21 protein-coding genes are annotated in these 25,956 nt (G+C 67.0%); 8 read left to right on the plus strand and 13 right to left on the minus strand.

What is annotated here, in order from left to right:
• Positions 1-13: 13 nt before the first annotated feature.
• The 4 genes from DW2_RS02915 to DW2_RS02930 all read right to left on the minus strand — a co-directional run bounded on the left by DW2_RS02915 (position 14) and on the right by DW2_RS02930 (position 6,315).
• Positions 14-901 (minus strand): LysR family transcriptional regulator, encoded by an 888-nt coding sequence (locus tag DW2_RS02915; RefSeq protein WP_038143665.1) that lies wholly within the window; start codon positions 899-901, stop codon positions 14-16.
• A 102-nt stretch (positions 902-1,003) separates the two neighbouring features.
• Positions 1,004-2,740, minus strand: coding sequence for an OFA family MFS transporter (locus DW2_RS02920; protein ID WP_038143668.1), 1,737 nt, complete (start codon positions 2,738-2,740; stop codon positions 1,004-1,006).
• 254 nt (positions 2,741-2,994) lie between these two features.
• A complete protein-coding gene (locus DW2_RS02925; RefSeq protein WP_081874843.1) occupies positions 2,995-4,887 on the minus strand; it encodes a sensor histidine kinase in 1,893 nt (630 codons plus the stop codon).
• Between the two features lie 69 nt (positions 4,888-4,956).
• Complete coding sequence (locus DW2_RS02930; RefSeq protein ID WP_038143674.1) at positions 4,957-6,315, minus strand: sigma-54-dependent transcriptional regulator; 1,359 nt, start codon at positions 6,313-6,315, stop codon at positions 4,957-4,959.
• Between the two features lie 247 nt (positions 6,316-6,562).
• On the opposite strand from DW2_RS02930, the gene DW2_RS20140 reads away from it, so the two are divergent.
• From DW2_RS20140 to DW2_RS02945, 4 genes are all read left to right on the plus strand, one after another.
• Complete coding sequence (locus tag DW2_RS20140) at positions 6,563-6,895, plus strand: MFS transporter (RefSeq protein WP_238321255.1); 333 nt, start codon at positions 6,563-6,565, stop codon at positions 6,893-6,895.
• Between the two features lie 35 nt (positions 6,896-6,930).
• Positions 6,931-7,803, plus strand: coding sequence for an MFS transporter (locus DW2_RS02935; protein ID WP_238321254.1), 873 nt, complete (start codon positions 6,931-6,933; stop codon positions 7,801-7,803).
• A gap of 121 nt (positions 7,804-7,924) precedes the next feature.
• Positions 7,925-8,545 carry a type VI secretion system-associated protein TagO gene (locus tag DW2_RS02940; RefSeq protein ID WP_038143677.1) on the plus strand — a complete coding sequence of 207 codons (621 nt, stop codon included), beginning with the start codon at positions 7,925-7,927 and terminating at the stop codon, positions 8,543-8,545.
• A 62-nt stretch (positions 8,546-8,607) separates the two neighbouring features.
• Positions 8,608-9,534, plus strand: a complete 927-nt coding sequence (locus tag DW2_RS02945) for an endonuclease/exonuclease/phosphatase family protein (protein ID WP_038143680.1) — start codon at positions 8,608-8,610, stop codon at positions 9,532-9,534.
• Between the two features lie 9 nt (positions 9,535-9,543).
• Here the strand turns inward: DW2_RS02945 and DW2_RS02950 are convergent, their stop codons facing one another.
• Positions 9,544-11,070, minus strand: a complete 1,527-nt coding sequence (locus tag DW2_RS02950; RefSeq protein ID WP_038143683.1) for an AMP-binding protein — start codon at positions 11,068-11,070, stop codon at positions 9,544-9,546.
• 176 nt (positions 11,071-11,246) lie between these two features.
• Positions 11,247-12,266: an aldo/keto reductase gene (locus DW2_RS02955; RefSeq protein WP_038143686.1), complete on the minus strand. Its 1,020-nt coding sequence runs from the start codon at positions 12,264-12,266 to the stop codon at positions 11,247-11,249.
• A 274-nt stretch (positions 12,267-12,540) separates the two neighbouring features.
• Here DW2_RS02955 and DW2_RS02960 point away from each other — a divergent pair, with 274 nt between their 5' ends.
• Genes DW2_RS02960 through DW2_RS02970 form a run of 3 tightly spaced genes read left to right on the plus strand, consistent with a single transcriptional unit; the run spans position 12,541 to position 14,252 of the window.
• Complete coding sequence (locus DW2_RS02960; RefSeq protein ID WP_038143689.1) at positions 12,541-12,912, plus strand: COG4315 family predicted lipoprotein; 372 nt, start codon at positions 12,541-12,543, stop codon at positions 12,910-12,912.
• Between the two features lie 51 nt (positions 12,913-12,963).
• The gene (locus DW2_RS02965; RefSeq protein ID WP_238321239.1) at positions 12,964-13,485 is read left to right on the plus strand and encodes a sigma-70 family RNA polymerase sigma factor; all 522 of its coding nucleotides are present in this window, start codon (positions 12,964-12,966) and stop codon (positions 13,483-13,485) included.
• The gene (locus tag DW2_RS02970; RefSeq protein ID WP_038143692.1) at positions 13,482-14,252 is read left to right on the plus strand and encodes an anti-sigma factor family protein; all 771 of its coding nucleotides are present in this window, start codon (positions 13,482-13,484) and stop codon (positions 14,250-14,252) included. The genes DW2_RS02965 and DW2_RS02970 overlap by 4 nt, the downstream gene beginning before the upstream one ends.
• A gap of 145 nt (positions 14,253-14,397) precedes the next feature.
• On the opposite strand, the gene DW2_RS02975 is transcribed toward DW2_RS02970, so the two are convergent.
• From DW2_RS02975 to DW2_RS02985, 3 genes are all read right to left on the minus strand, one after another.
• Positions 14,398-15,366 carry a molybdate ABC transporter substrate-binding protein gene (locus tag DW2_RS02975; RefSeq protein WP_051855245.1) on the minus strand — a complete coding sequence of 323 codons (969 nt, stop codon included), beginning with the start codon at positions 15,364-15,366 and terminating at the stop codon, positions 14,398-14,400.
• A 116-nt stretch (positions 15,367-15,482) separates the two neighbouring features.
• A complete protein-coding gene (locus tag DW2_RS20145; protein WP_051855248.1) occupies positions 15,483-16,799 on the minus strand; it encodes a PhnD/SsuA/transferrin family substrate-binding protein in 1,317 nt (438 codons plus the stop codon).
• A gap of 191 nt (positions 16,800-16,990) precedes the next feature.
• Entirely contained in the window at positions 16,991-18,301 is a 1,311-nt protein-coding gene (locus DW2_RS02985; protein ID WP_162178880.1) for a CmpA/NrtA family ABC transporter substrate-binding protein, read from the minus strand.
• 365 nt (positions 18,302-18,666) lie between these two features.
• Between DW2_RS02985 and DW2_RS02990 the strand changes: the two genes are divergently transcribed.
• Positions 18,667-19,866, plus strand: coding sequence for a cache domain-containing protein (locus tag DW2_RS02990; RefSeq protein WP_038143695.1), 1,200 nt, complete (start codon positions 18,667-18,669; stop codon positions 19,864-19,866).
• Between the two features lie 60 nt (positions 19,867-19,926).
• On the opposite strand, the gene DW2_RS02995 is transcribed toward DW2_RS02990, so the two are convergent.
• The 4 genes from DW2_RS02995 to DW2_RS03010 form a co-directional block, all read right to left on the minus strand.
• Entirely contained in the window at positions 19,927-21,915 is a 1,989-nt protein-coding gene (locus DW2_RS02995; protein ID WP_038143698.1) for a glycosyltransferase, read from the minus strand.
• A 3-nt stretch (positions 21,916-21,918) separates the two neighbouring features.
• The gene (locus tag DW2_RS03000; RefSeq protein WP_038143702.1) at positions 21,919-23,034 is read right to left on the minus strand and encodes an HlyD family secretion protein; all 1,116 of its coding nucleotides are present in this window, start codon (positions 23,032-23,034) and stop codon (positions 21,919-21,921) included.
• A gap of 162 nt (positions 23,035-23,196) precedes the next feature.
• On the minus strand, positions 23,197-24,996 hold the full coding sequence (locus DW2_RS03005) for an ABC transporter ATP-binding protein (RefSeq protein WP_337588232.1): 1,800 nt from the start codon (positions 24,994-24,996) through the stop codon (positions 23,197-23,199).
• Positions 24,993-25,952 carry an acetamidase/formamidase family protein gene (locus tag DW2_RS03010; RefSeq protein WP_038143706.1) on the minus strand — a complete coding sequence of 320 codons (960 nt, stop codon included), beginning with the start codon at positions 25,950-25,952 and terminating at the stop codon, positions 24,993-24,995. Before DW2_RS03010 ends, DW2_RS03005 begins: the two co-directional genes overlap by 4 nt.
• Between the last annotated feature and the right edge of the window lie 4 nt (positions 25,953-25,956).

The raw sequence follows: 25,956 nt of genomic DNA on the forward strand, positions 1-25,956 counted from the left end.
TCAGGATTTCCGATCAAACGGGGCCTTCAAGACGCGCCGCCTCCGAATGAAGCGCCTCGAGAACGGGGGTGCGCGGATCGCGATGCGGCAGCACCAGCCCGACCCGGTAGCCCTTGCCCACACCATCGAGCGGAACCAGCGACAGCCCCCGGCCCTGCGCGAGGAACCGCGCGATATCGTTGGGCAGCACCGTCACACAGCGCCCCGAGGCCACGCTCGAGACCAGCGCGATGATCGAGTTGGACTCGATGAAGGTGTGCGGCTCGGCGCCGTTCTCGGCGAGTCTCTGATTGATGATACGCCTGTTTTGCATGTCGGGGGTCAAAAGCGCGAGAGCGACCCCATCGAGCTCCCCCCAGGCGACCTTGGCGCGGGCCGAAAGCGGCGAGCCCTGCGCGCAGACCAGCACGTAATCTTCCTCGTAGAGCGGCAATGTATCGACGCGCCCCAGCGGTTCGTTGTCGAGATAGGAAATCCCGGCATCGGCTTCGAAGCTTTCGAGCATCGCGAGGATCTCGCGCGAGTTGCGCGACAGGATGGTAAAGCGTACCCGCGGATGACGTTCGGAAAACCGCGAGGAAAGCTGCGCGGCCCAGGTGAGCGCGGTCGGGATCACCGCGAGGCGGATCTCTCCGGACAGGCCGTGGCGCTTGGCGCGCATCTCGTCGCGCAGCTGGCGCGTGTCGCCGACGATGCGTTGCGCCCAGACGAGCGCCGCCTGCCCCTCGGGCGTGAGCCCTCCGAAGCGCGAGCCGCGAAAGACGAGCTGCACCCCGAGCTGCTCCTCGAGCTGCTTGATGCCGGCCGAGAGCGTGGGCTGCGAGATATTGAGGCTTTGCGCCGCGCGCCCGAAATGGCTCTCCCGGGTCAGAGCGATGAACATTTCGAGCTTGTCGAGCATGATAGATATTTCCGATCAGAAATTCGTTTCTCGATCAGATTTACCGCCTGACCGTTCAAGCGGCAAGCCGGGGCGCCGCCTGCGCGGCGCCCCGGCAGAGGCTTACTCGCCCGGAACCGCTTCGACGTCGTTGTGATCGAAGGCAGGCTCTTCGTGGTGGTGATGCTCCTTCACCGGGCGCATGAAGAGGTTCGCGAAGAACGCGACGACCAGCAGCGCCGCCATGCAATACATGGTGGTGTTGTAGAGGCTCGGCGTCGGATCGATCGTGCCCTGCGGCGCGATCTCCATCAGCTTCGCGATCGTCACCGTCTTGGCCGCGACCAGCTCGTTGATCTGCGACAGCGGCGCGCCGAACTTCTGCGCGAAGGCCGCCGGATCGACCTTCGAGGCGAGATCCGAGATCGCGTTGTTCACCGACATCTGCCGCAGCGAGGTGATCGCGAGCGGTCCGAGCACACCGGCCGTCGACCAGGCGGTGAGGATGCGGCCGTGGATGCCGCCGACATGCATCGTGCCGAAGATATCGGCCAGATACGCCGGGATCGTCGCGAAGCCGCCGCCATACATCGAGAAGATGATCATCGTCGCGGCGTAGAAGCCCACGAGATAGATGATCGAGGGATGCGAGGCCGTGGCCGAGGCGAAATAGGGGATCGACAGGTACAGGATCGTGCCGAGCACGAAGAAGCACATATAGGTCGCCTTGCGCCCGATGAAGTCCGAGGTCGAGGCCCAGAAGAACCGCCCCACCATGTTGAAGACCGAAATCATCAAAACGTAGGTCGAGGCGAAGGCGGCGGTCACCACCAGCGGCATCACCGAGCCGAAGATCTCCGACATCATGGTCTTGGCGACGCCGATCACGCCGATGCCCGCGGTCACGTTGAAGCACAGCATCAGCCACATCTGCCAGAATTGCGGCGTCTTGAGCGCCTGGTCGATATGGACGTTGTTGCGCGTCACGAGGCCCGAGGCCACGGGTTTCGGCGTCCAGCCCGCAGGCTTCCAACCCTCGGCCGGCACGCGATACTGGAACGAGGCGAAGAGCATCACGACGAAATAGACGATGCCGAGCGTCAGGAAGGTCTGCGCGGCGCCGGTATTGCCCGAGCCCACCACATAGACGCCCGCCTGCCCGCCGAAATCGGCAGCCTGCGTGGCGGTGGCGACGACGACCTCGACCTTGCCGGCCGCGGTCTGCGCGAAGACCCGGCCGTTCTCGACCACGGTCTGCACGGCATCCTTCGCGCCGAGGAAGGTCGGGGCCTTCGAATAGAGCGAGAGCAGCCAGCCATTGAGCGGGGCGCCGATCATCGCGCCGCCGCCGAAGCCCATGATCGCCATGCCCGTCGCCATGCCGCGGCGGTCCGGGAACCAGCGGATCAGGGTCGAGACCGGCGAGACGTAGCCGAGACCGAGGCCCGCACCGCCGAGCACCCCGTAGCCGAGATAAAGGAGCCAGAGCTGATGGCTCGCGATCCCGAAGGAGCCGATGATGAAGCCGCCGCCCCAGAGGAAGGCCGCGACGACGCCGACCATGCGCGGGCCGACATCTTCGAGCCACTTGCCCGCGAAGGCCGCGGCCAGGCCGAGGAAGACGATCGCGACCGAGAAGATCCAGACGACCGAGCTGAGGCTCCAGTCCTCGGCGGCCGGCGCGACCACGCCGAGCTGGCGCGTCAGCGGCGGGTTGAACACCGACCACGCATAGACCGAGCCGATGCACAGGTGAATGGCGATCGAAGCCGGCGGGACCCGCCAGCGGTTGTAACCGGGTTCGGCGACAATGCGCTCCTTGTGCAGGAGCGCAAGCACGCCACCAGACGTGTTGCTCATGCTATTTCCTCCCAATGCGTTCCCTCCGGCGACCGCCTCGAACGGGCGATGCGCGGGCGGCATGCGACCGCATGCCGCGACAATGGAAGCTATGGGACGATTGAGAAGTCAAGAATTTTTAACTATATTTCTCAATAGCTTAAGGCGACTTCTTGTCCCGAAATACTCCCCGCATCACCGGAATATGGGACATTTTGACCCGACGCCTCTCCCGAGGGCGTCCCGAATGCCCCATTCTGTCCCTGACGCAGTTGTCAGCCGCGGCGCGCGGCGGGCAGGAAGATCGTGAAGCGGCTGCCCTCGCCGGGTTCCGAGGCGGCGGAAATCCGCCCACCCGCGCGACTCACGAGCTGCTGGCTGATCGACAGGCCGAGCCCCGTTCCCTGCGCCCGCTTGGTGGTGAAGAACGGATCGAAGATCCGCCCGAGCACCTCGGGCGACATCCCCGCGCCGCTATCGGCGACCACGATCTCCACGCCGCCCGCGACATCGCGCACCGACACCGCGAGCCGCCCGCCCTCGGGCATCGCATGCGCGGCGTTTAGGATCAGGTTCACCAGCACCTGCTGCAATTCGGTGCGCGACATCAGCACCTGCGCCTCGCTCTCGAGATGCTTCTCGGTCGCGATCCCGGCGCTTTCTATCTGGTGGCGCGTGAGCACGAGGCAGTCATTGACCACCTCGGCGGGGCTGATCAGGTTGGCCGAGCCGGAATATTCCTCGGGCCGGGCGAATTGCAGAAGCTTCGAGACGATCACCCCGATCCGGTAGACCTGATCGTCGATCAGCCGGAACTCGTCGGAGACCTTCTCGACATCCCGGCCCAGGGTCTCGCGCGCGAGATCGAGATTGCCCTGGATCACCGCGACGGGGTTGTTGATCTCATGCGCCACCGAGGCGGTGATCTCGCCCACCGCGGCAAGCTTTTCCGACATCACCAGCCGCTCGGTCGTCTGTTCGAGCTGCCGGTTGGCCGCGCGCAGATCGGCGGTGCGTTCCTCGACCTTCGCCTCGAGGCTCTCGGCCCAGTCGCGCAGCTCTCGGTCGCGCGCCTGCAACTGGTCGAGCAGATCGTCGAGATGGGCGGCGACCTGCGTGATCTCGCCGCCATCCTGATCGGGGCGGTTGCGCGCGGTCAGATCGCCCGCCTCCACCTGCGCGATGGTCCGGGTCATTCCTTCGAGCGGCCGGAAGATATGCCCCGCCCATCTGAGGAAGATCGGGACCGAGGCGAGCGCGATGAACAGGAAGGCCGCCGAGAGCGTGAAGACCGAGCTGCGCTTGGCCTGACGGAAGGGCGCTTCGAGAAAGCCGACATAGAGCATCCCCACTCGCGTGCCGCGGCTGTCGAGGATCGGCTCGTAACCCGAGATGTACCAGTCATTGACCACGAAGGCCCGGTCGAGCCAGGTCTGCCCCTCCCCCAGAACCTTCGCGCGCACTGCCGAGGAAACGCGGGTGCCAAGCGCGCGGGCGCCCTCGAAGAGCCGCACATTGGTCGAGACCCGGACATCGTCGAGAAACAGCGTCGCGGTCCCCTTGGAGCCCTCGGGCAGGCTCTGGTCGCGGTAGACGAGCGCGTTGATCGTGTCGATGAAGTGAAGGTTGCGGTTGAGAAGCGTGCCGCCCACCAGCGCCGCGCGCTGGCCGTCGGGCAATGTCACGGGGGCGGCGGCATGGATCACCATCCCGCGTGTCTCGACGGTGCGCTCGGTGGGCGCGGCGGCCCGGGTCGGCACCAAAGGCACCTCGGCGCGCGCGGCAAGGCCCGGATCGCGCGCATCGAGCTGCGCCGACGACATGATATCGACCGCGCTCTTCCATTTGCCCCCGAGCGCCGCGCGGATCACCGGCCAGTCGGTCAAGGTGCCTCCCGCCCCGCTCCGCGCGATATAGAGGAAATCGAGGCCGAGCCGCGCTTTCTCGCGCGCGAGATAGGTGTCCGGGGCGCCCGCGCGCAGCGCCTCTTCGAGCGCGGCCGACCGCGCCACCGCGTCCACGCGCTCGCCCGAGGTCTCGATCAACCGTCCGAGATACTGATCGGCAATGGTGAGATCGCCATTGACCTTGTTGATCAGGATCGTGTCGAGCTTCTGCGACCAGCGCCAGATCGTCGCGCCCAGCATCAGCGGCAGCAGGACGAGCATCGGCAGAAGCGCGATCACCAAGAGCCGCACGCGCACCGAACTTGTCAGACGGGAGCGCCGCGCCACCGCTCAGAGCCCCCAGGAGGCGATCTTGCGGTCGATCGTCTTGCGCGAGACGCCCAGTTGCCGCGCCGCCTCGCTGCGATTGCCGCCCACCGCCTCGAGCGCGCGCAGGATCTCGCGCCGCTCGATCTCCTCGAGCGGCGTGATGTGCTCGGCCAACGGCACGGGCCCCAGCGTCTCGAGCGGGAAGCGTCCGAAGATCAGCGAGCGTTCGATGAAGTTGCGCAGCTCGCGGATGTTGCCGGGCCAGTCATGGCGCAGCATCGCCGAGCGTACCGGCTGAGGGATCTCGAGCGCGGGCAGTTGCAGCCCCGCCGCCAGCTCGCCGATGAAGAGCTCGGCCAGTTCCAGCACATCCGTGCCCCGCTCGCGCAGCGGCGGCATCTCGATCTCGAGCACGTTGATGCGGAACAGCAGATCCTCGCGGAACCGCCCCTGTTCGACCGCGCGGCGCAGGGGCGTGCTCGAGGACATCACGAAACGCATGTCGAGCTGGATGTCGCGTTCGGTCCCGACGGGCCGGACCTTCCCGTCTTCGAGCACCCGGAGCAGCGCGCTTTGCGCCGCCGGGCTCAGCTCGGCCACCTCGTCGAGAAAGACGGTTCCGCCCATCGCCGAGGCCAGCAGCCCCTCGCGGCCCGATGTCGCTCCGGGAAAGGCGCCGGGCGCATGGCCGAAAAGCTCGAACTCGATCATGTCGGCCGGGATCGATCCGCACTGGATCGGCACGAAGGGCGCGCCGGCGCGGCCCGAGCGCGCATGAAGGTGACGCGCCGCCACCTCCTTGCCGGTGCCCGAGGCCCCGGTGATCAGAACCGGCGTCGAGACATTGGCGATCCGCTCGAGCACCGCGCGGATCTCGTGGACAGCCGGAGAGTCCCCGATCAGTTCGTGCCGTCGCCTGCGGCCGATATCGGTCTCTTCGAGTTCGCGCTTGAGCAGCATGTTCTCGCGCCTGAGCCGCGCCATCTCGAGGGAACGGCGCAGCGCATTCAGGATCTGGTTCGAGCGGAAGGGCTTGAGCACGAAATCCGACGCCCCCGCCCGCAAGGCGTCGATCGCGGTCTGCAGATCGGCATAGGCGGTGATCAGGATCGTGTCCGTCACCCCGCCCTCGCGGCGCTGATCGGCCAGCCAGTCGAGCCCCTTCTGCCCCGGCATGATATTGTCGAGGATCATCACGTCGTATTGGCGCGATTTCAGCCGCTCGGCGGCCTCCACCGTGGTCCCCGCCTCGTCGACGATGCGGCAAAGCGGCTTGAGCGTCTTGACGAGGAAATGGCGCATCCCCGGCTCGTCATCGACAATCAGAATGCTCGCCTGCCCGAGCAGTCCGGACGCCTCCCCGAATCTGGTCTCCCCCATCTTGCGCTCCTCGTCGCCTCTCTCCCCCGGCCTCCGTCTTGTCGGAAAACCGCCGCAGGATCAATCGCGCAGGGGGATGTGCGGGAATGCGAGCCGCCCCCGCGCCCTTCGCGCTGCGGAAACCGCGGGGCCTCGCGCGGGCGTGATCTCATCGCACAGGCGCGGGCGAAATGCGCACTTGCGGGCGCGGGGCGTTCCGGGCGAGCGTCTTTCTCTCGCAACCGCCCGTTCAGGAGGACACCCGTTCATGGCCTCGACCGACCCGACCCGCGCGCAACCGCATTGGCGCCGCCTGCCCGCGGGCATCTGGGCGCTCGGTTTCGTCTCGCTGCTGATGGATGTCTCCTCCGAGATGATCCACGCGCTCCTGCCGGTCTACCTGACGGTCGGGCTGGGTGCGACGGCGCTGGCGGTGGGCGTGATCGAGGGGATCGCCGAGGCCACCGCCGCGATCACCAAGGTCTTCTCGGGCGCGCTTTCGGACCGGCTGGGCCGGCGCAAGGAACTGGCCGCGCTCGGCTACGGCCTGGCGGCGGTGACCAAACCGATCTTTCCCTCGCGCCCTCGCTCGGCTGGCTGATCGCTGCGCGTTTCATCGACCGGGTCGGCAAGGGCATCCGGGGCGCGCCGCGCGACGCGCTGGTGGCCGATCTCGCCCCCCCGACCCTGCGCGGCGCGGCCTTCGGGCTGCGGCAATCGCTCGACACGGTGGGCGCCTTCCTCGGCCCGCTTCTCGCGATCGGGCTGATGTGGCTCTTCGCCGACAATCTCCGCAACGTCTTCTGGGTCGCGGTGATCCCGGCCTTCCTGTCGCTGGCGCTCATTCTCTTCGTCGTGCACGAGCCCGCCCGCCCCGCCAACCGCCGCGCGGTACGCAATCCGCTCTCGCGCGCGGAGCTGCGCCATCTCGGGTCGATCTACTGGTGGGTCGTGGCGGTCGCGACGCTGTTCACCATGGCGCGCTTCAGCGAGGCCTTCCTGATTCTGCGCGCCGAGGAAACCGGCGTGCCGATCATGCTGGTCCCGCTCGTTTTCGTGGGGATGAACGCGGTCTATGCGCTCTCGGCCTATCCGGTGGGTGCGCTTTCGGACCGGATCGGGCGGGTCGAATTGCTCGGGCTCGGGCTCGCGACCCTGATCGTCGCCGATCTCTTTCTCGCCTTCGCGCAGGGCTATGTCCTGCTTTCCGCGGGCATCCTGATCTGGGGGCTGCATATGGGGCTGACCCAGGGGCTGCTTTCGGCGCTGGTGGCCGAGACGGTGCCCGAGGAACTGCGCGGAACCGCCTTCGGGATGTTCAACCTCGTCACCGGCGTCGCGCTGCTGGCGGCGAGCGTGCTGGCGGGCGTGCTCTGGCAGGAATTCGGAGCGAGCTGGAGCTTTTTCGCGGGCGCGGGATTTGCCGGGCTCGCCGCGCTCGGACTGCTCCGCCTGCGGGGACGGCTGAACCATCATGCGAAGGCGATGCGGGACGGGGGCGGCGCGTAACGTCCCACCCGCACGGGAGCGGCAGGCCGGGTTTCGGCCCGTCCGCCCCGGATTTTCAATTTGCAATTATCCCGCATATTTCTACCATAAGGCGAGTCGCACCACCTCAGGATGATTTTCGTTGATCCGCCCCCTGGCCCTCTGGATGATGATGCTCGCCGGTCTCGGCCAGCCCGCTGTCACGGAGCGGCCCGATACGCCATCGGCAGACCGGGCCGCGGACCGGACCGGAGGCTGGAGCCTGCGCGACGTGACGGATTCCCTCGATGACAGCAGGGCGATGAGCCTCTCGCTCAGAGCGGTCGGAGGCACGAATACCTTCGGCGATGCCCCGACCCTGATCGCCTTTTGCAACGGCGAGGTGAGCGAACTTTTCGTGGATTGGGGTGAATTCGTGGGCTTCGACGGGATCGCGTTGAGCGTCTCGCTCGGTCGGACCCCGGCGCGCACGCAGCTCTGGAAGGCGTCCTATAACGGCAGCGCGACCTTCCTGCCCGATCGCGTCGAAGCGCAGCTGAACGCGATCGCGCAAGTCCGTCATCTGGTGATCGAGACCACGCCGCCGCATGGGCACCCGATCCGCGCGGTCTTCGAGACCCATGGGCTTGCCGAGATGCTCCCGCAATTCGCGGCGCAATGCCATTGGAATGGTCCGGCGGTGCCGAAGTCCCGGCAGGGAGCCGACCGGATGGTTCTATCGCCTGCCATGCCGCTCCCGGTCACGGCGCGCGAGACCTCCTGAATTCGGTTTTGCGCATTTCCACCCTCCCCTCGCCGCGCGCTCCGTGACATTCTGGAAGCATCATGCGGCTCGCCAGCTTCAATATGCAGAACCTGCGGCTCCTCGAAAACGGGGGGGCTGCGCGGCTGCACGGGGCCTGGGACAGCGACGATCTGGAGGATGAGGGCCCGCCGGGGCTCGACCGGACCGACCGGCGGCTTGCGGCGGAGCTTCTCGCCGAGATCGACGCGGATGTCGTGGCCTTGCAGGAGGTGTTCGACCTTCCCACCCTCGAGGCGTTCCACGACGACTATCTTCTGGCGACCGGCACCCGCCCCTATCCCGAGCGGCACTGCCTGCCGGGCAATGACGGGCGCGGGCTCGACGTGGCGCTGCTCTCGCGCCGCCCCGTCGTGCGAGTGCAAAGCCATGCCTCCCTGACGCCGGGCGCGCTCGGCATCGAAATGCCCGAGGGCGTCGATCCCGAGATGCCGGTCTTTCGCCGCGACTGCCTGCTGGTGCAGGTGGGCGCGCTCACGCTCTTCCTGTGCCATTTCAAATCGCCCTATCCCGACCCGGACGCCGCATGGCGCACCCGCAGCCTCGAGGCACTCGCGGCCCGACGCCTGATCGAGCGGATATTCGCGGATCCGGCGGAGGAGCTGTGGCTGATCGTCGGAGACCTGAACGAGCCGACCACCGAAGAGGGCGCCCCGCGCGCGATCGCACCGCTCGAGGGCGGGTTCTCGGCCGATCTGATGGCGCGGATACCGCGCCCCGACCGCTGGTCCTATTTCGATCCGCATTCCGGGCTCTACCACTGCCCCGACGCGCTTCTCGCCTCGCCCGCGCTCGCGCGGCACTATCCCGAGGCGGTGCCGCGGATCCTGCGCAAGGGGCTCGGCACGGAGGCGGCGCGGTTTCGCGGGGAGCGACTGCCCGGCGTCGGAGATCACCGCCCCCATGCCAGCGACCATGCCGCGGTGGTGATCGACCTGCCGGGCCTGTGATCGCCTGCGTCAGGCGGGTTCGGCGCGGTCGAGCAGCGCGCGCAGTTCGGTCTTCGCCACCTTGCCGTAATTGTTCTTCGGCAGCGCGGCGACGAAGCGATAGGCTTTCGGGCGCTTGAACCGCGCGATCCGGTCGAGACAGAGCGCATCAAGCTCCGCCTCGCCCGGGGCCTCGCCCTCGCCCGCGACGACGAAGGCCACCACGACCTCGCCCCAGTCCGGGTCGGGCTGGCCGACCACCGCCACCTCGCGGATCGCGGGATGGGCCAGCAGCACCTCCTCCACCTCGCGCGGATAGATGTTCGAGCCGCCCGAGATGATCACATCCTTCGAGCGGTCCTGCAGCGTGACGAACCCGTCCGCGTCCATCCGCCCCATATCGCCGGTCCAGAGCCAGCCGTCGCGGATCGTGCGCGCCGTCGCCTGCGGGTTGCGCCAGTAGCCCTGCATCACGGTCGGTCCGCGCACCGCGATCTCGCCCACCTCGCCGGCGGGCAGTTCCCGCCCGGCCTCGTCGAGGATCGCGACCCGCACCGCCGATTGCGCGCAGCCCACCGAGTTGAGCCGCTCACGCCAGTTCGGATGCCGGCGGTCGGTGACGGCGGCACGCGGCAGCGCGGTGATCCCCATCGGACATTCGCCCTGCCCGTAGATCTGCACGAAACGCGCGCCCATCACCTCGACCGCCTCGAGAATGTCGGCCTCGTACATCGGCCCGCCTGCATAGACGATCGTGCGGATGCCCTTGCCGCTCGCGCCCGTGGCCTTCGCCGTATCGACGAGGCGGCGCACCATCGTGGGGGCGGCGAACATCGAGATCGGCCCGATCCGCGGCGCCAGTTCCAGGATTTCGCCCGGATCGAACCCTCCCGAGGGCGGCACCACATGGCGCGCGCCGCGCATCACATGCATGAAGTTGTAGAGCCCCGCCCCGTGGCTCATCGGCGCGGCATAGAGGATCGCATCCTCGCCGCGCACCTCGTCCACATCGACGAAATAGCACAGGCTCATCGCGGCGAGATTGCCGCATGAGAGCATCACGCCCTTGGGCTGGCCCGTGGTGCCGGAGGTGTAGAAGAGCCAGGCCAGGTCATCGGCATCGCGCGGTTCGGGGGCGTCCCTTCCCGTCCCCGCGCGCATCACCGCGAAATCCGGCCCCTGCAGCGAGATCACGGGCGGGTCGCCCAGAAGACCGGCCAGCGCCGCGGCCGATTTGTCATCGCCAAAGACCAGCCGCGCCTCGGAATTGCCGATGATCCAGGCGGCCTCGCGCGGATGCAGCTTGCCGTTGATCGGCACCGCCACCGCGCCGCGCCACCAGATACCGTAAAGCGCCTCGAGATATTCGGTGCAATTGCCGGCAAAGAGCGCGACCCGGTCTCCGGCCCCGATCCCCTGCGCCGTCAGCGCCTGCGCGATCGCCGCCGCACGCCGGGCAAATTCCGCGTAATCCGCCTCGAGCCGCGTGCCCGTCACGAGCGCGGCGGATGCGGGGCAGCGCTTGGCCGTGCGCGAAAGCCATTCCGCGGGGTTCATGCAAGCCTCGCACGAAGAACGCGCGCCTCATTCCACGGCCTAGGCACGGGGAATACCCCGGTCGAACATCTCGAAATCATCACTGTCTCCTCCACCGAGGACACAGATAGCATGAACGGAACGCGGCGGAACAGCCCGCCCGCCGCGTCCCCTTGCAACCCGGTTTGCCCGCGCGGTCAGTGCGCGCGGTAGGCGCCCTGACGCTCGAGCATCCAGCCCGGATATTCCTCGGGCAGCGCCGAGACCTTGTCGAGCGCGGCCAGGTCATCCTCGCTCAGCTCGATCGCGGTCGCCCCGATATTGTCGCTGAGCTGATCGACCCGCTTCGCGCCCACGATCACGCTGGTGACCGCGTCCTGATGGAGAAGCCAGGCGAGCGCGACCTGCGCGACCGAGCAGCCCTTCGCCTCGGCGATCGGGCGCATCACCTCGATCACCTCGAAGGCGCGGTCCTTGTTGAGCGGCGGGAAGTCGAAATTGGCGCGGCGCCCGTCGGCCCCCTTGCCCTCGCGATCGTATTTGCCCGAGAGGAAGCCGCCCGCGAGCGGGCTCCAGACCATCAGGCCGATCCCGGTATCCTTGAGCATCGGCACGACCTCGCGCTCCAGATCCCGGCCCGCGATGGTGTAATAGGCCTGCAGAGACAGGATCGGCGCGAGCCGGCGGGCCTCGGCGATCCCCACCGCCTTCACGATCTGCCACGCCGCCCAGTTCGACAGACCGATATAGCGGACATGGCCGTGCCGCACGAGCGTATCGAGCGCCTCGAGCGTCTCGACGATCGGCGTGTGCGGGTCGAAACCGTGGATCTGGTAGAGGTCGATATGATCGAGCTGGAGCCGCTCGAGGCTCGCCTTGCACTGGTCCATGATGTGATAGCGCGAGGCCCCGCGCGAGTTGATCCCCTCGCCCATCGGCCCGAGCACCTTGGTGGCGATCACCACCTCGTCGCGCCGCACCCCGAGGTTCTTGAGCGATTTGCCGAGGATGCGCTCGCTCTCGCCCCCGGCATAGATATTGGCGGTGTCGATGAAATTGATGCCCGCATCGAGCGCGGTTTTCACCAGCCCGTCGGCCTCTTTCTGGCCGAGCTGGCCGATCTGGCCCCACATCCCCTCGGACCCGCCGAAGGTCATCGTGCCGAGGCAGAGTTCGGAAACAAACAGGCCGCTCGGGCCCAGACGACGATAGCGCATGGTTGAGGTCCTTCTTACCGATTGGATTGGTTATGCATTCGCAATGAAGACGCCCGGGCCGAGAGGGCCCGGTCTGCCCGACATATGGGCCGGCGGCGGCGCAAGGCCATGAAAAGACGGATCACATGATCGCGGGGAGCCCCTCTGCGCGTTGCGATCCGCATCGGGCCGGAACGAAATCTCGCGGGATCGGAATTTTTTTCGTACCGCCGGGAATAAGCGGCGCCGCGCAGCGTCTTTCTCTGCACAGTTCCTCATATCCAAGGAGACGACGATGAGAAAATTCCTGCTGGCCGGCGCGATGATGATGGCCGCCACGATCGCCCAGGCCGACCCCGCCCAGATCGCCGAAACCGCCAAGGGCCCGACGCTGGTCGACGCGGCGGGCATGACGCTCTACACTTTCGCCAAGGACAGCGCGGAGACATCCGCCTGCAACGGCCCGTGCGCGGCGAACTGGCCGCCGCTGATGGCCGGCTCGGATGCGATGCCGATGGGCGAGTGGAGCGTGATCATCCGTGACGACGGTTCGAAGCAATGGGCCTACAAGGGCCAGCCTCTCTACACCTGGGTCAAGGACCAGAAGCCGGGCGACATCACCGGCGACGGGTTCCTCGAAGGGGCCTGGCACGTCGCCCAGCCCTGAACGACGGACAGGCGGCGCCGGGTGGCGCCGCCCCCACCAGCGAGGCCTCGCGTGACCCGCCGTTCCCGCCATGTGATCGAGAGCCAGATCCCCGCGCTGCGCCGCTTCGCCTTCGCGCTGACCCGCGATCGCGACCGGGCGGACGATCTCGTGCAGGACTGCCTCGCGCGGGCGCTCTCGCGCTGGCATCTGCTGCGCTCGGAGGATAGCCTGCGCACCTGGCTGTTCCGGATCCTGCGCAATCTGCATCTCGACAGCGGCAGGCGGCAGGCGCGGCACCCCGAACAGGGCGGGTTCGATCCCGACAGCCATCCCGGACATGCGGGCAATCCCGAAACCGCGCTGTTTCTCTCCGACGTGATGGGGGCGCTTTTCCGCCTACCCGCGGAGCAGCAGGAGGTTTTGCTTCTCGTGGGCGTCGAGGATTTCAGCTATGACGCGACCGCCGAGATTTTGGGGATCCCCCGAGGCACGGTGATGTCGCGCCTGGCGCGCGGCCGCGAGGCGCTGCGCGAGATGACCGGGCATGAGCGCCCCCCGCGGCGCGGTGCCCATCTGCGGAGTTTGAAATGAACAGGACCCAGCCCCTCTCCGACGAGGATCTGCACGGTTACATCGACGATCGGCTCGACGCGGCGGGGCGGGCCCGCGTGCGCGCCGCGCTCGAGGCCGACCCCGCCCTGGCCGAAAAGGCGGCGCAGATGCGCGCCGACCGCGAGGCCCTGCGCGCGGCCTTCGCCCCGATCCATGACGAGCCGGTCCCCGGCCATCTGCGCCCGGCCGCCCCCGCCGCGCCTGACTGGCGCCGGCTGGCCGCCGGGGCGGTGCTCTTCGCGCTCGGGATCGGCGCGGGCTGGGGCGCGGCCCGCTGGGAAGGGCCGCAGACGGCCCCCGCCCGTGCGCCGCTGAACGAGCTGGTCTCGGAGGCTCAGGTGGCCCATGCCGTCTATTCGGTCGAGGTCGCCCACCCGGTCGAGGTCGCCGCCGATCAGCAGACGCATCTCATGGCGTGGCTGTCGAAGCGTCTCGGGCACCCCCTCTCCGCGCCCGACCTTTCCGGGCAGGGCTACACCCTCGTGGGCGGGCGCCTGCTGCCATCCGACAAGGGACCGGCGGCGCAGCTGATGTATGAAAACGCGGGCGGGCTGCGGGTCACGCTCTATGTCACCGCGCTCGACAGCGGCGAGACCGCGTTCCGGCTCGAGCAGGGCAAGAACGGCGTCTCGAGCCTGATCTGGGTCGATCAGGGCTACGGCTTCGCCCTCTCCGCCCCGCTCACCCGAAACCGGCTCTGGCCGCTCGGACAGTCCGTCTACCGCCAGGTCGCCTTCGCGGGCTGAACCGTAGAACGCGCGCCAAGGGGGTGCATCGCGCCGCCCCCGTACTGCTCGGCCCGTGCTGCTCGGCCCGTGCTGCTCGGGTCGTGCTGCTCGGGTCGGCCCGTCAGGACAGCGGACCCCGGTGCCGGGGCCCGCATCCGCGATCTCAGTTCGCCTCCGGGATCGGCTTGAGCTTGAGCTCCTCCGCGGAGGCCTCCCCGAAGCCGTATTTCGCATAGATCGCCTGCGCCTCGGGCGTGCCCAGATAGGCGAGATAGCGCATCGCGTTATAGGCGTTGCGCCCGGTCTGGAGCGGCCCGATCGCGTAGCCCACCTTGTCCTGCATGTTGAGCGGCGCCGGGATCGGCACGCCGTCGACCTTGCGGTTCTCGGCCTTGGCGTGGACCACTTCCGTCGTCCAGACGATGCCGACATCGGCCTCGCCCGCCTCGATCCGCGCGGGCGTCTCGCGGTGGTGGCGCTTGGTGAACCAGGTCCTGCCCTTGACCGCCCAGCAGCCGCTGCATTCCGCCCCGGCCGTGACCCTGTCATACATCTTCATGTTCCTGAGCATCTGGCTGCCGTAGAACTTGAAGATGCCTTCGGTCATCGGATTGGGATGCGACTGCACCAGATCCTCGCGCCCGAGATCCTCGGGGCCCTTGATCCCCTTGGGATTGCCCGCCGCGACCATCAGTTCGAGCTTGTTATGGGTGTAGATCATGTAATCCGACATCACCCCCTTGGCCTTGAGCGCCTTGAGATGACCGAGATTGACCGAGGCGTAGAGATCGGGGTTCATCGCCGTGTCCTGCCCCTCGATCTGGCCCTGCTGAAGGATCTGCCCCTTCAGGATCTGCCCCGGCGGGATCGTCTCGACATAGATCTTGCCGATATCTGGATTGCGGCTCTGGAAATCCTGGATCAGCTCTTCCATCACCATGAACTGGTTGCCCGCGAGGTACATGACGAGATCGGCGGTGTAGCTGTCGCCGATCTTGCCGTAATCGATCGTGCCTCCCGAAACGAAGGTGCGATAATCGTTGCTATGGCCGTCATCCTCGGCCGCCGCGACCGTGAGCGGCAGGACCGCGATGCCAAGCACCGCGACCCATCCCTGAATCGAATGTTTCATGAAGTCCTCCCTGAGCCCGCCTCCCAACGGGCTTTCCTCGATATGCGGAAGGCCACGCCTTCCACCTTCAAGCGTGACAAAGCGGGAGGCGCGGGGATACTCGGGAGAGTGCCGGATCAGGCCGGGAAATCGCCTCGGGAAAACCCGAGGTCATAGCCGAGACGGGTCGCCATCTGCACCAGACGCGCGGTCGTGCCCGCATCCGTCTTCTTGAGCAGATTCGCGCGGTGGAACTCGACCGTCTTGAGGCTGACGCCGAGCTTGCTCGCGATGCATTTCGACGGCTCGCCCGAGCAGATCAGGCACAGGATCTCGCGTTCGCGCGGGGTCAGCGCCTCGAACCGGGCCCGCGCCTCGGCCAGTTCGGGATCGGTGGGCGGTGCGGGGTCCTGCGTCTCCGGGGCCGCGTGCCTGCGCCGCCAGGCGGCCGAGACCCGTCCCCAGATCGCCGCGCCCGCAAGCAGGCCGGCAAGCGCGACGGCGATGGCGATCCCGGGCCCGATTGCCGCGCCCTGCCGCACCGGCGCGGGGGCGACACGCGCCTGATAGGCGAGGACGAGCTGGCGGGCACGGGCATAGGGCAGCGGCGCCGACCAGGCGTCCGCGAGCCCGTAGTCGTGCCGCAGCTGCGGGTCTTGCGTGCGCAGGAGCGCCAGCGCCACCTGTTCGCGCAGCCGCTTGTCGGCCCCCGCCGTCGCGACGAACGGCCATTCGGGATAGAGCTGCCCGGTCACCCGATAGGGATAGTCGGGCTGGGCGCGGCTGTTGAGGATCTCGAAATCGCTCAGCGCGATCCGGCCCTCCGCGGCGAGGCTTTCGAGCAACCCGCTGCGCACCACCCCCGCATCGACCTCGCCCGAGGCCACCGCCGCGACCAGCGCGTCTTGCGGAAACCCCATGAATTGCAACGCGCTCAGATCGGTGAAGGGATCGACATTGTTATGGGTCATCTCGGACCAGGCGAGCTGGAACCCCCCGAAGGCATCCGGGCTCACCGCGGCGAGGGTCTTGCCCCTGAGATCCCCGATCGTGCGAAGCCCCGCCCCCGCACGCGCGAAGATCACCGTCCCATAGGAGAGCAGCCCCGCCTGCCCTTCGCCGAGCGCACGCTCGCGCGTCGCCAGCGCGCTCAGGGGATGCCCCTCGGCAAGCGCCGCGAAATGGCCGGGATTGGTGATCAGGAAATCGAGCCTTTGCGCCGCGAGCTGTTCCTCCGCCGAGATCAGGCTCACCGGCACGATCTCGAAGCGCCAGCCCGGAACCGTCGCGCTCAGGTAATCCGCGAGCGGCTGCCAATAGGCGCGGGCCGACGCCGCGCCGCGATGGGCGAGCACCCCCAGCCACGCGGTCTTGCCCGGCCCCGATTGCGCCAGGACCGGCCCCGCGAGCACCTGCAACAGCGCCGCGAAAACGAGTGCGAAAAACCAGCGCACGCCCCGACATCTCCTCCCTTGCCGGATGCACCTCTCCCAGGGTGCCACGTGGATGATACACGAAATCGCGTCCCGGCGTCACCGCCGCGCGGCCGCGATCCGATCACTGCGCCGGTCTTCGCGAAACGGCACGTTCCCGCGCCGGCTTCGAGCGCGGGAGAAGCCCGGCACAGACCGGGCGCGGGTCCGGATCACTGGCGGTTTTCGCTCACCCGGCCGATCGTCTCGCGCCCTTTCAGGCCGATCGGGAAACTGTCGATATAGGCATTGGGCGATTCCGGATCGAAGGACTTGCCGTCGATGAAGATATTCTCGCCGCGCGACAGGTAGCCATTGCTCGACCACGGGAAATCCTCGGCCGAGGCGTAGCCGTCTTTCACCAGACCCCGCGCGGCCGCGAGGTAGAGGTCGGGGCGGAAGACCGAATGCGCCATCCCGTCATACCAGATATCGGGGTGGAAGCTCTCGATCTGGCCCCAGCGGCGCATCTGGGTCAGATACCAGACCGCGTCCGTCAGGTCGGGAAAGCTCACATCGTTCTTGAAGAAGAGGCTCGCGCCGCCGACGTCGCGATCGCCATCCGCCTTTTCCTCTGCGTGATCGTCGAGCGCGCGCAGGATATAGCTCGCGTCGATGCCGACATATTGCGGCGCGGAGAGGATCTTCGCCGCCTCGTCGCGGTTCGCCCCGTTATCCGCGTCGAGCCAGCGGGCGGCGCGGATCAGGGCGCGGGTCAGCCCAAGGGTCTCCTTGAGATGCTGGTTGGAGAACTCTTCGGGCACCGCGAAGACGGTTCCCGCGCAATTCGCATGGATATCGCGCGAACTGACCACGCCGACACCCGAGCCTGCCTCCGTCGCGAGCTGATGCCAGGGCTCGCCCGAGCTGAACCCGTCGATCCCGCCCGCTTCGAGTGTCGCCTGCATTCGGGCCGCGCGCATTTCCCAGATCCGGACATCGCCGTTGAAATCGCCGCTGCTATCCTCCGTCGTGAAGAACCCCGGAGAAATGCCTGACGCCGCCAGCCAGTAGCGGAGCTGGAAGTTGCTGGCCCCGAGCGCGTTGCCCGCGGCGAGGTTGAGGCGCTGGCCCCGCCTCTGGTAATCGGCAATGGCGGGACCAAGGATGTCTGCGTTCAGCGGCTCGCCCCGCGTGTTCCGTACGGCCAGTTGGTCGCGCAGAACGGTGGAAAGCGTCACCGCATTGCCATGCGTGCCCAGCACCAGCGGAACCACGAGATCCGCGCGACGGCCATATCCGATCCGCGTCGCGAGCGGCACTGCCGCCGGCGCCTGCGATGCGTCGAGGTCGCCATCGAGAAGCCGGGTCTCGAGCGCCTCCCAGTCCGATTGTGGCTCCAGCGTGACGGTCAGGCCTTCCTGTTTGAAGAAGCCCTTTTCCATCGCGATGATGATGGGCGCGGCATTGATCTGTTTCAGGAACCCGATGCGCAGTTTCGTGCTGTCATGCGTCTTGGAATGCCCCTCATTCCCCCAAACCAAGACCGCGGAAAAAACCAAAGAAGCGAGAAGAAAACCGCCCACAAGTTTCCAAATTCTGTTCAATGCCCATGGGGGATGCATTTTGTGTCTTCCGCTTCCGTCCGAATCAAAGCTAACAGTAGCCTTAGTCGGTTTTAAACGACGTTTACCCGACAACTTTTTCCTCCAGAGAAAAATTTTCTCCTTTGGTGCGAATTCGACCCGTTCGGCACTCTCGTCCCGGTTGTGCCGTTAACCCTTTGACGCAATAACGTCACAATTTGGGCCTGAGGCTGCCCCAACAACGTACGCATATTAACCATGAGGCGGAGACGGTCGCCGAAGATTACGGCGATTGTGCAAGAAACGAGTGTGCAGGGGCGGTTATGCGGTTATCGAACAAACTGACAGCGTGGCTCATCGTCTTCTCGGTGGGGTTCATCATCGTCGGGCTTTATACGATCAGATCCTACCGCAACGTGTTCGAGGAACAGGTCCAGAGCGAAAGCGTCGAGCGCAGTGGTGAAGCCCTGAAGCTGCTCGTCAACCGCGCCTTCGATCGTGAATGGAGCAGTATCGAGGCACTCGCCAACGGCGCTGACATCAATGACGCCGAGCGCCTGAACCGCATGACGAACACGATGCCGCAGGCCAGCCAAAAGCTGCAATGGGTGGGCGTGGTCTCCCCCACCGGCATCATCGAATACGGCACCGGCGGCGCCGAGGTCGGCAAGGATGTCTCGAAGGCACGCTGGTTCCACAATGCCCTGCGCGGCCCCACCCTGAGCGAACCGTTCCGCGCCCCGGTCGGAGACTCGCTCGAGGAATTCATCGACATGGCGCAGCCGATCCGGAACGCCAGCAGCGGCGTCGAGGGCATCATCGTCTACCGCGTGCGCATGAGCTGGCTGAAGGGTCTTCTCTTCGAATCCGCCACCTCGCTCCGCCTCGATGCCTTCATCACCGACACCGCGGGCAACGTGGTTGTCGAGGCGAATGCGATCTCGGACGGCCCGCCCTCGGCTGCGGCGCTGCAAGCCGCCCGTCTGAGCCTGCTCAAGAGCTACATGCCCGTCGCGACCAACCACAACGGCTTCGTCAGCGCCTCGATCCCGCGCCTGCTGGGGGATAGCGTGCGCGGCAACGACTGGAGCCTGATCGTCCGGATGCCCGGCATGCTGCCTGCTTCGGTCGGCGGGGCCGCCTGGCAGCACGCGGAACTCACGCTCATCCTCGCCGCGATCGGCGTGATGGGGGTGCTAATCTTCGCGGTCCGCCTGTTCCTCGGTCCGATCGAGATCCAGACCCGTGCTCTGGTGGAATTCGCGCAAGGCAAGATGGTCTACCCGAAGGAGTTCAAGAGCTCCCGCGAGGCGCGCGAACTCGGGGCCGCGATCGCCCTGATCCAGACGCGCCTCGACACGCTCACCTCGCGTCCGAGCTCGAAAACCGCGCGTCCCGAGAAGACCGCGCCTGCCGAAAAGGAAACCGTCGTCGCCGTCCGTCCGGGCGAGCCCCCGGTACCGACCGCGAATGTCTACCGCATCACGCCCAAGCGCACCCGGGGCGGTGGCGGGCGCGCCTAACGCGCGCCGCCCCTTCCGCTCCGCCCCTTCCGCGCCGCACCCCCGGCCCGATTTCTCCGTTTAGCGCTTCGGGTCGGCCGGGTTCAGGCGGGTGAGCAGGTCTCGTGCCAGCGCCCAACGGCGCACATTCGTCACCCCCGGGATGCCCCCCTGCGCATAGAAGCGCCGGAACAGCTGGTCGCGCTGCTGGTCGGTGGTGCGCAGCTGGAGCACCGCGCCGTCGCTGGTCGCGGCCACCACGTCGCAATCGATATCGCCCACATTCGAGATACGGATCACCCCGCGCGTTTCCGGCGGGAAGGTATAGCCACGGATCCGGGCGGTATCGACCGTCAGATCCACGAGCCAGACCCGGCGGGGCTTGTCCTCGTCGATCACCGCGATGGCCCGCTCGGGCTGGTCGCCGACATGCATCTCCCGGCGCGGAAGCTCGATGCAGGTCAGCATGGTGACGAAGAGGACCAGCAGGTTGTAGACCGACCAGAACAGGATGACGACCTTGCCGTCGCCCGCATCCGAAAAGGCGAAACTGTCCGAGAAGATACCGATCCAGAGCCCCACCAGCGTGAGCCCGAAGAGCACGAGATAGGGCCCCATCATGCTCCATTGGATGACGATCGCGTCGCGTTCGCCCCCTTTCGCCGTCACCTTGAAACTCTGATGCTTGCGGCTCAGGAGCCCGGTGAGCACCCCGCGCGAGATCGGAATCGCGCCGACGAGCTGCTGGACGTCGTTGAGAACGGGCACCAGGACGTTGCGGAACAGAAGATTGTAGGTCATCAGCGTCCACAGGAAATAGCAGCCGAAGAAGTCGATCGCTTCGTGGAGCGGTGCGTTGACTACCGTGATGTTCCCGAACCAGTAGAGCAGCGGAAAGGTCAGCGCCGCCAGCCGGAACAGGAAGGTCGAGAGCCAGTAGAGCGAGGAATCCATGATGCTCCAGCGCCCGATGAAGCCGAGCTTCGCCTTTCCGAACGGGCCGAAACGGCTGCGCGCGATCTGCAGCGTCCCGAGCCCCCACCGCCCCCGCTGGGTGACGTATTCCTTCAGCCCCTCGGGCGCGAGCCCCTCGGTCACCGCCTCGTTGAGATAGACGGTCTTCCACCCTCCATCGCGCAGCACCTGGGTGAGCAGGAAATCCTCGGTCACGCTGAAGGTCGGAAAACCGCCCGCATCGGCGAGCGCGTCCCAGCGGATCATCGAGGAGGTGCCGCAGCAGATCGGCATGCCCCAGGCGTCGCGCGCGGGCTGGACATGGTCGAAGAAGAAGCGCTGCTCGTCGGGGAAGGACCGGGTGAGGCCCAGGTTGTGCTGGATCGGGTCGGGGTTGAAGAAATGCTGCGGCGTCTGCACGAGCCCGACCTTGGGATCGTGAAACAGCGCCAGCGTGCGCGAGATGAAGCCCAGATGCGGCACGAAATCTGCATCGAGCACGGCGACGAAATCCGGCCGGTTCTTTTCCTGGGCGAGCTGCGCGAGGGCGTTGTTCAGGTTGCCCGCCTTCGCCCCCGCGTTATTGTCGCGCCGCATGTAGCGCACCGATTGCGCGGCGCAGTAATTGCGCAGCCAGTCGCGCCGGCCATCGTCGAGCACGATGATCTGCTTGTTGCCGTGGCGCAGCGCCTTGGCGCCGACGATGGTACGCTCGAGAACCTCGAGATCCTCGTTATAGGTCGCGATCAGGATCGCCACGCGCGGCGGCGGATCGGGCCGCCACCAGCCGAGATTGGCGCTCGCCTCGGCCTTGCGGTCCTTCGTCCGCGTCAGGATCACGCCTGCGCTGAGCGACCCGATCATCGTCACCATCTCGATCGCGAAGAAGGCGCCGCTAGCGAGGAAATCGAGCGTCAGCCCCGGAGGGGCGACCGTCGTCGTCGCGCGCCACCACATGTAACGGATCGCGAAGAAGAAGACGCCCGCATAGAGAAAGACCCGGTGGCTCGTGCGCTGGGGCACGATCACCTGGGCGAGAAGGATGGACAGTCCGACAACCCCGCCCAGATGGATGAGCGAGGCTTCGATGGGCCCGGGAAAGAAGAAGGGATACATCGCTCAGAACAGGCCGCGCAGCACGTCGAGCGGGCGCGCGTCGAAGAAGACCCGGCCCGTGCGTCCGATCGCGCATTGCAGATCGCTGTCGGAGGCGAGCCCCGGCACCGCGACCGCGACGTCGTAGCGCTGCAGGTGGCGCTGGCTCGGCGCGACGGCCATTCCCTCGTAGACCGTAGCGGCACCGGCTCCGGCGAGGCGCACGATATAGCCCTCGAAGGTGGTGCGCTGCCCGATCGGACGGAAGGCCACGCGCTGCCCGCGCCGGAGCCTCTGATAGGTCATCTCGGGCACCGAGGCGGTCACCAGCACATTGCCGCAGTCGATCACGCGCGAAACCGGGTCGCCTCGGTTCACATAGGTGCCGTCATGCGCGAGCTCCTGCCAGTAGATCCCGGCGACATTTGACTGGATCTGGGCGTTCTCCGACAGCTTCACCGCGCTGGTGCCAACCCTGATCCGCCATTTGAGCGCGGTGAGACGGGCTTTCTGCTCGTCGATGCGCGACTGCGTGGCGGCGATCTCCCCCTCGAGCTGAAGCGCGCGCTGCTGCGATGCGGGAGCGTCGGCATAACCGTCGCCCACGAAGACCCCCGACTGCGCCGAGGCAAGCTCCGCCGCCAGCGCATCGACCTCCTCGCGGGCACGGTTCAGCGCAAGCGAGGGCGGCGCGGCATCTTCCCCGTTCCCGGCCTTGCCCCCCAGCAGATCGAGCCGTTCGCGCGCATATTTCAGCCGCGTCTCGAGCAGGTTCACGCGGTTCTCGCCATAGGTCTTGCTGCGCTTCGCCAGCGCCTCCTGCCGCGCCTTGAGATCGGTCAGCTCGCTCTGCATCTGCTGCAGCGTGGCCGTTGCGATATCGCGCTGCATCTGCAGATCGTCGAGATGCACGTGATCGCCGTTTTCGTCGTTCACCGTGGCCACGATGTCGTCAGGCGCCACCGCGCTGCCCAGCTGGCGTTCGGGAATGTCCAATGTCCCCGCAATCGGCGTGCGCAACGTCACGACCGGCGCATTGATCGTCGCATCGGCGCTCACCCCCGTCAGCTGCTCCCCCACGACCACCCAGAGCGCGAGCAGGAGAAGGGCCGCACCGACAGCGAATTTCAGGACGCGCATCACTCACCTTTTGCTGCAATATTCCCGAACAGAGTCAAAGGAATTGCCCGAAGGTGCAAGTACTAAAGTGTCGGCTCGCCCAGGCGCAGCGCGGTTGGACAGGTCCTGCGGCTCCCCCGCATCACTCCCCCACAGAACGCCCGCCGCGAGAGGCGCGCGCCCTCACATCGGCTCCGGCGCATCGGCCACGAGATGCCCGTCTCCGAGATTTCGCAACGGCAGCCGCTGCGGCGCCTCGCCCACCGGGTAGACCGGGCTCGGGACCTCGCCGGCAAGCCGCGGCACGGGCGGACGGCGATGGGTCGGATCGGGCACCGGCACCGCGGCCATCAGGCGCTTGGTATAGGGGTGGCGCGGATTGCCGAAGATCTGCGCGCGAGTCCCCATCTCGACGATCTGCCCCATATACATCACCGCGACCCGGTCCGAGATATTCTCGACCACGGCCATGTCATGGCTGATGAACAGGTAGGCGATGCCGAATTCGCGCTTGAGCGCCGCCAGCAGATCGAGCACACGCGCCTGCACCGAGACATCGAGCGCCGAGACGCTTTCATCGGCGACGATCAGTTTCGGCTGGAGCGCGAGCGCGCGGGCGATGCAGATCCGCTGACGCTGCCCGCCCGAGAACTCGTGCGGGTAGCGGTCGAGCTGGTCGCGCGACAGGCCCACCCGCTCGAACAGCCCCGCGACACGTTCGCGCCGTTCCTCGGGCGTGCCGATAGCGTGGATCAAAAGCGGCTCGCCCACCAGTTCACCCACCCGCATCCGCGGGTCGAGCGCGGCCATCGGATCTTGAAACACGATCTGAACATCGCGCCGCAATGACTTCATATCGCTGGATTTCATGCCGCCGAGGACATGGCCCGCAACCTCAATTCTGCCCTGGTGCGGGACGAGGCCGACCAGCGCCTTCGCGATCGTGGATTTGCCGCAGCCGCTTTCGCCCACGAGCGAAAACGTCTCGCCCGCCATGATGTCCAGGCTCACATTCTCCACCGCATGGACGCGGTGGGTGACCTGCGACAGGATCCCGCCGCGAATGTCGAAACGCACCCGCACATCGCGCAGGCTCGCGACGGGGGCCGCATCGCCATCGCGCGCGGGCGCTCCGCTGCCATCGCCCATGCGCGGCACGGCGGCCAGCAGGTCGCGCGTGTAGCTTTCCTGCGGGGCCTCGAAGATCTGACGCACCGGGCCCTGTTCGACCGCCCGGCCCTGTTTCATCACGATCACCCGCTCGGCCATCTCGGACACCACCCCCATGTCATGGGTGATCAGGATGATCGCGGTTCCCATCTCGCGCTGCAGATCGCGCAGCAGGTCGAGAACCTCGCGCTGCACCGTCACGTCGAGCGCGGTCGTGGGTTCATCCGCGATCAGCACGTCGGGGCGCAGCGCCAGCGCCATCGCGATCATCACCCGCTGGCGCATCCCGCCCGAAAGCTCGTGCGGGTATTGGCCCATCCGGCGTTCGGGCTCGGAAATCCGAACCGCCTTCAACGCCTCGAGCGCGCGGGCGCGGGCCTCGCGCTTCGAGATCGGTTCATGCGCGCGGATCGCTTCGGCCAGTTGCAGCCCGATCGTGAGAACCGGGTTGAGCGAGGTCATCGGCTCCTGGAAGATCATCGCGATCCGGTTGCCGCGCACAGTTCGCATCCTGCTTTCAGAAAGGCTCGTAAGATCCTGATCATTCAGGAGTATCCTGCCTTCACTCACCCGCAAGGCTGGCGGCGGCAACAGCCCCATGATCGCCAGCGAGGTCAGCGATTTTCCCGAGCCGCTCTCGCCCGCGATGGCGATGGTTTCGCCGCGTGCGAGCGTGAAACTCAGATCGCTGACCAGCGGGCGTTCGCGCCCCTCGGCACGCACCGAAATCGTCAGCCCCTGAACCTGCAGGACCGGCGGGGCGGTGTCCGGGGCCGCGGCGGCCCCGGTTGTCATGTCTTTCACTTCGATCATTCGAACACGTTTCTCGGGAAATAGAAGCTGACGACCCAGTTGGGCATGTCGACGATCTCGGAGATCCGCAGGTCGCCGCAGGTCGAGACCAGCATATAGGCATCGACCGCCGACATGCCGCGCTGCGCGCAGAGCAGGTCGATCATGCCCGATACCGCATCGCGCGCCGCCGTCATCAGGTCGGGGCCGATGCCGGTCGTGACCTCGTAGCCTGCGGTATCCAGGTGGCGGGTGACCGGGCCCGGCGTGGTGAAGCGCGGGAATTTCAGGCTCTCGCCCTTCACCAGATCGAAGCTGAGCACGCAGTTCATCGGGCTCTCGATCGCGGTGCCGCAGACCTCGCCATCGCCTTGCGCGGCATGGGTGTCGCCCACCGAGAACAGCGCCCCCTCGACCTCGACCGGCAGGTAGAGCGTGGTGCCCGCCGCCAGATCGCGGATGTCGAGATTGCCGCCCACCCGGCGCGGGGGCACGATCGAATGCAGGCCCGCCTCGGCAGGGGCGACGCCGATGGTGCCGCAAAACGGCTTGAGCGCGACCTTGCCCTCGGTGCCCCAGAGCGCGCGGTCGGGCGCGGCCGCGTCGTATTTCCAGATCGTCAGCGCAGGGTCCTCGAACTGGTCGGCGAGCAGCCCGAAACCGGGGATGTTCGCGGTCCAGCCCCAGGCCGAGCCTTCCTGCTCACGCGGGGCGAAGCTGTCGATCGTGACTTTCAGCACATCGCCGGGCTTGGCGCCCTCGACATAGATCGGCCCGGAGACCGGATTGATCTTGCCGAAATCGAGCGTCTTGACGTCTTCGACTGTCGAGGACGGGCCGAGCTGTCCGGCGGAACTGTCGTGACAGTGAAATTCGATGGTCGATCCGGGAGCCACCGTCTCGGCCGGGACAAGCGAATTGTCCCAGCCGAAATGGTGCTGTGCGCCGTGGATCGTGTAATCACAGGCTTTGCACATGGTC

The sequence above is a fragment of the Thioclava atlantica genome (genome assembly GCF_000737065.1).
Classification (GTDB): Bacteria; Pseudomonadota; Alphaproteobacteria; order Rhodobacterales; family Rhodobacteraceae; genus Thioclava; species Thioclava atlantica.

Coding starts and splice junctions, on each gene's coding strand:
- DW2_RS02915 (WP_038143665.1), bottom strand. CDS start 901: ATGCTCGACAAGCTCGAAATGTTCATCGCTCTGACCCGGGAGAGCCAT.
- DW2_RS02920 (WP_038143668.1), bottom strand. CDS start 2,740: ATGAGCAACACGTCTGGTGGCGTGCTTGCGCTCCTGCACAAGGAGCGC.
- DW2_RS02925 (WP_081874843.1), bottom strand. CDS start 4,887: ATGCTCGTCCTGCTGCCGCTGATGCTGGGCGCGACGATCTGGCGCTGG.
- DW2_RS02930 (WP_038143674.1), bottom strand. CDS start 6,315: ATGGGGGAGACCAGATTCGGGGAGGCGTCCGGACTGCTCGGGCAGGCG.
- DW2_RS20140 (WP_238321255.1), top strand. CDS start 6,563: ATGGCCTCGACCGACCCGACCCGCGCGCAACCGCATTGGCGCCGCCTG.
- DW2_RS02945 (WP_038143680.1), top strand. CDS start 8,608: ATGCGGCTCGCCAGCTTCAATATGCAGAACCTGCGGCTCCTCGAAAAC.
- DW2_RS02950 (WP_038143683.1), bottom strand. CDS start 11,070: ATGAACCCCGCGGAATGGCTTTCGCGCACGGCCAAGCGCTGCCCCGCA.
- DW2_RS02955 (WP_038143686.1), bottom strand. CDS start 12,266: ATGCGCTATCGTCGTCTGGGCCCGAGCGGCCTGTTTGTTTCCGAACTC.
- DW2_RS02960 (WP_038143689.1), top strand. CDS start 12,541: ATGAGAAAATTCCTGCTGGCCGGCGCGATGATGATGGCCGCCACGATC.
- DW2_RS02970 (WP_038143692.1), top strand. CDS start 13,482: ATGAACAGGACCCAGCCCCTCTCCGACGAGGATCTGCACGGTTACATC.
- DW2_RS02975 (WP_051855245.1), bottom strand. CDS start 15,366: ATGAAACATTCGATTCAGGGATGGGTCGCGGTGCTTGGCATCGCGGTC.
- DW2_RS02990 (WP_038143695.1), top strand. CDS start 18,667: ATGCGGTTATCGAACAAACTGACAGCGTGGCTCATCGTCTTCTCGGTG.
- DW2_RS02995 (WP_038143698.1), bottom strand. CDS start 21,915: ATGTATCCCTTCTTCTTTCCCGGGCCCATCGAAGCCTCGCTCATCCAT.
- DW2_RS03000 (WP_038143702.1), bottom strand. CDS start 23,034: ATGCGCGTCCTGAAATTCGCTGTCGGTGCGGCCCTTCTCCTGCTCGCG.
- DW2_RS03005 (WP_337588232.1), bottom strand. CDS start 24,996: ATGATCGAAGTGAAAGACATGACAACCGGGGCCGCCGCGGCCCCGGAC.
- DW2_RS03010 (WP_038143706.1), bottom strand. CDS start 25,952: ATGTGCAAAGCCTGTGATTACACGATCCACGGCGCACAGCACCATTTC.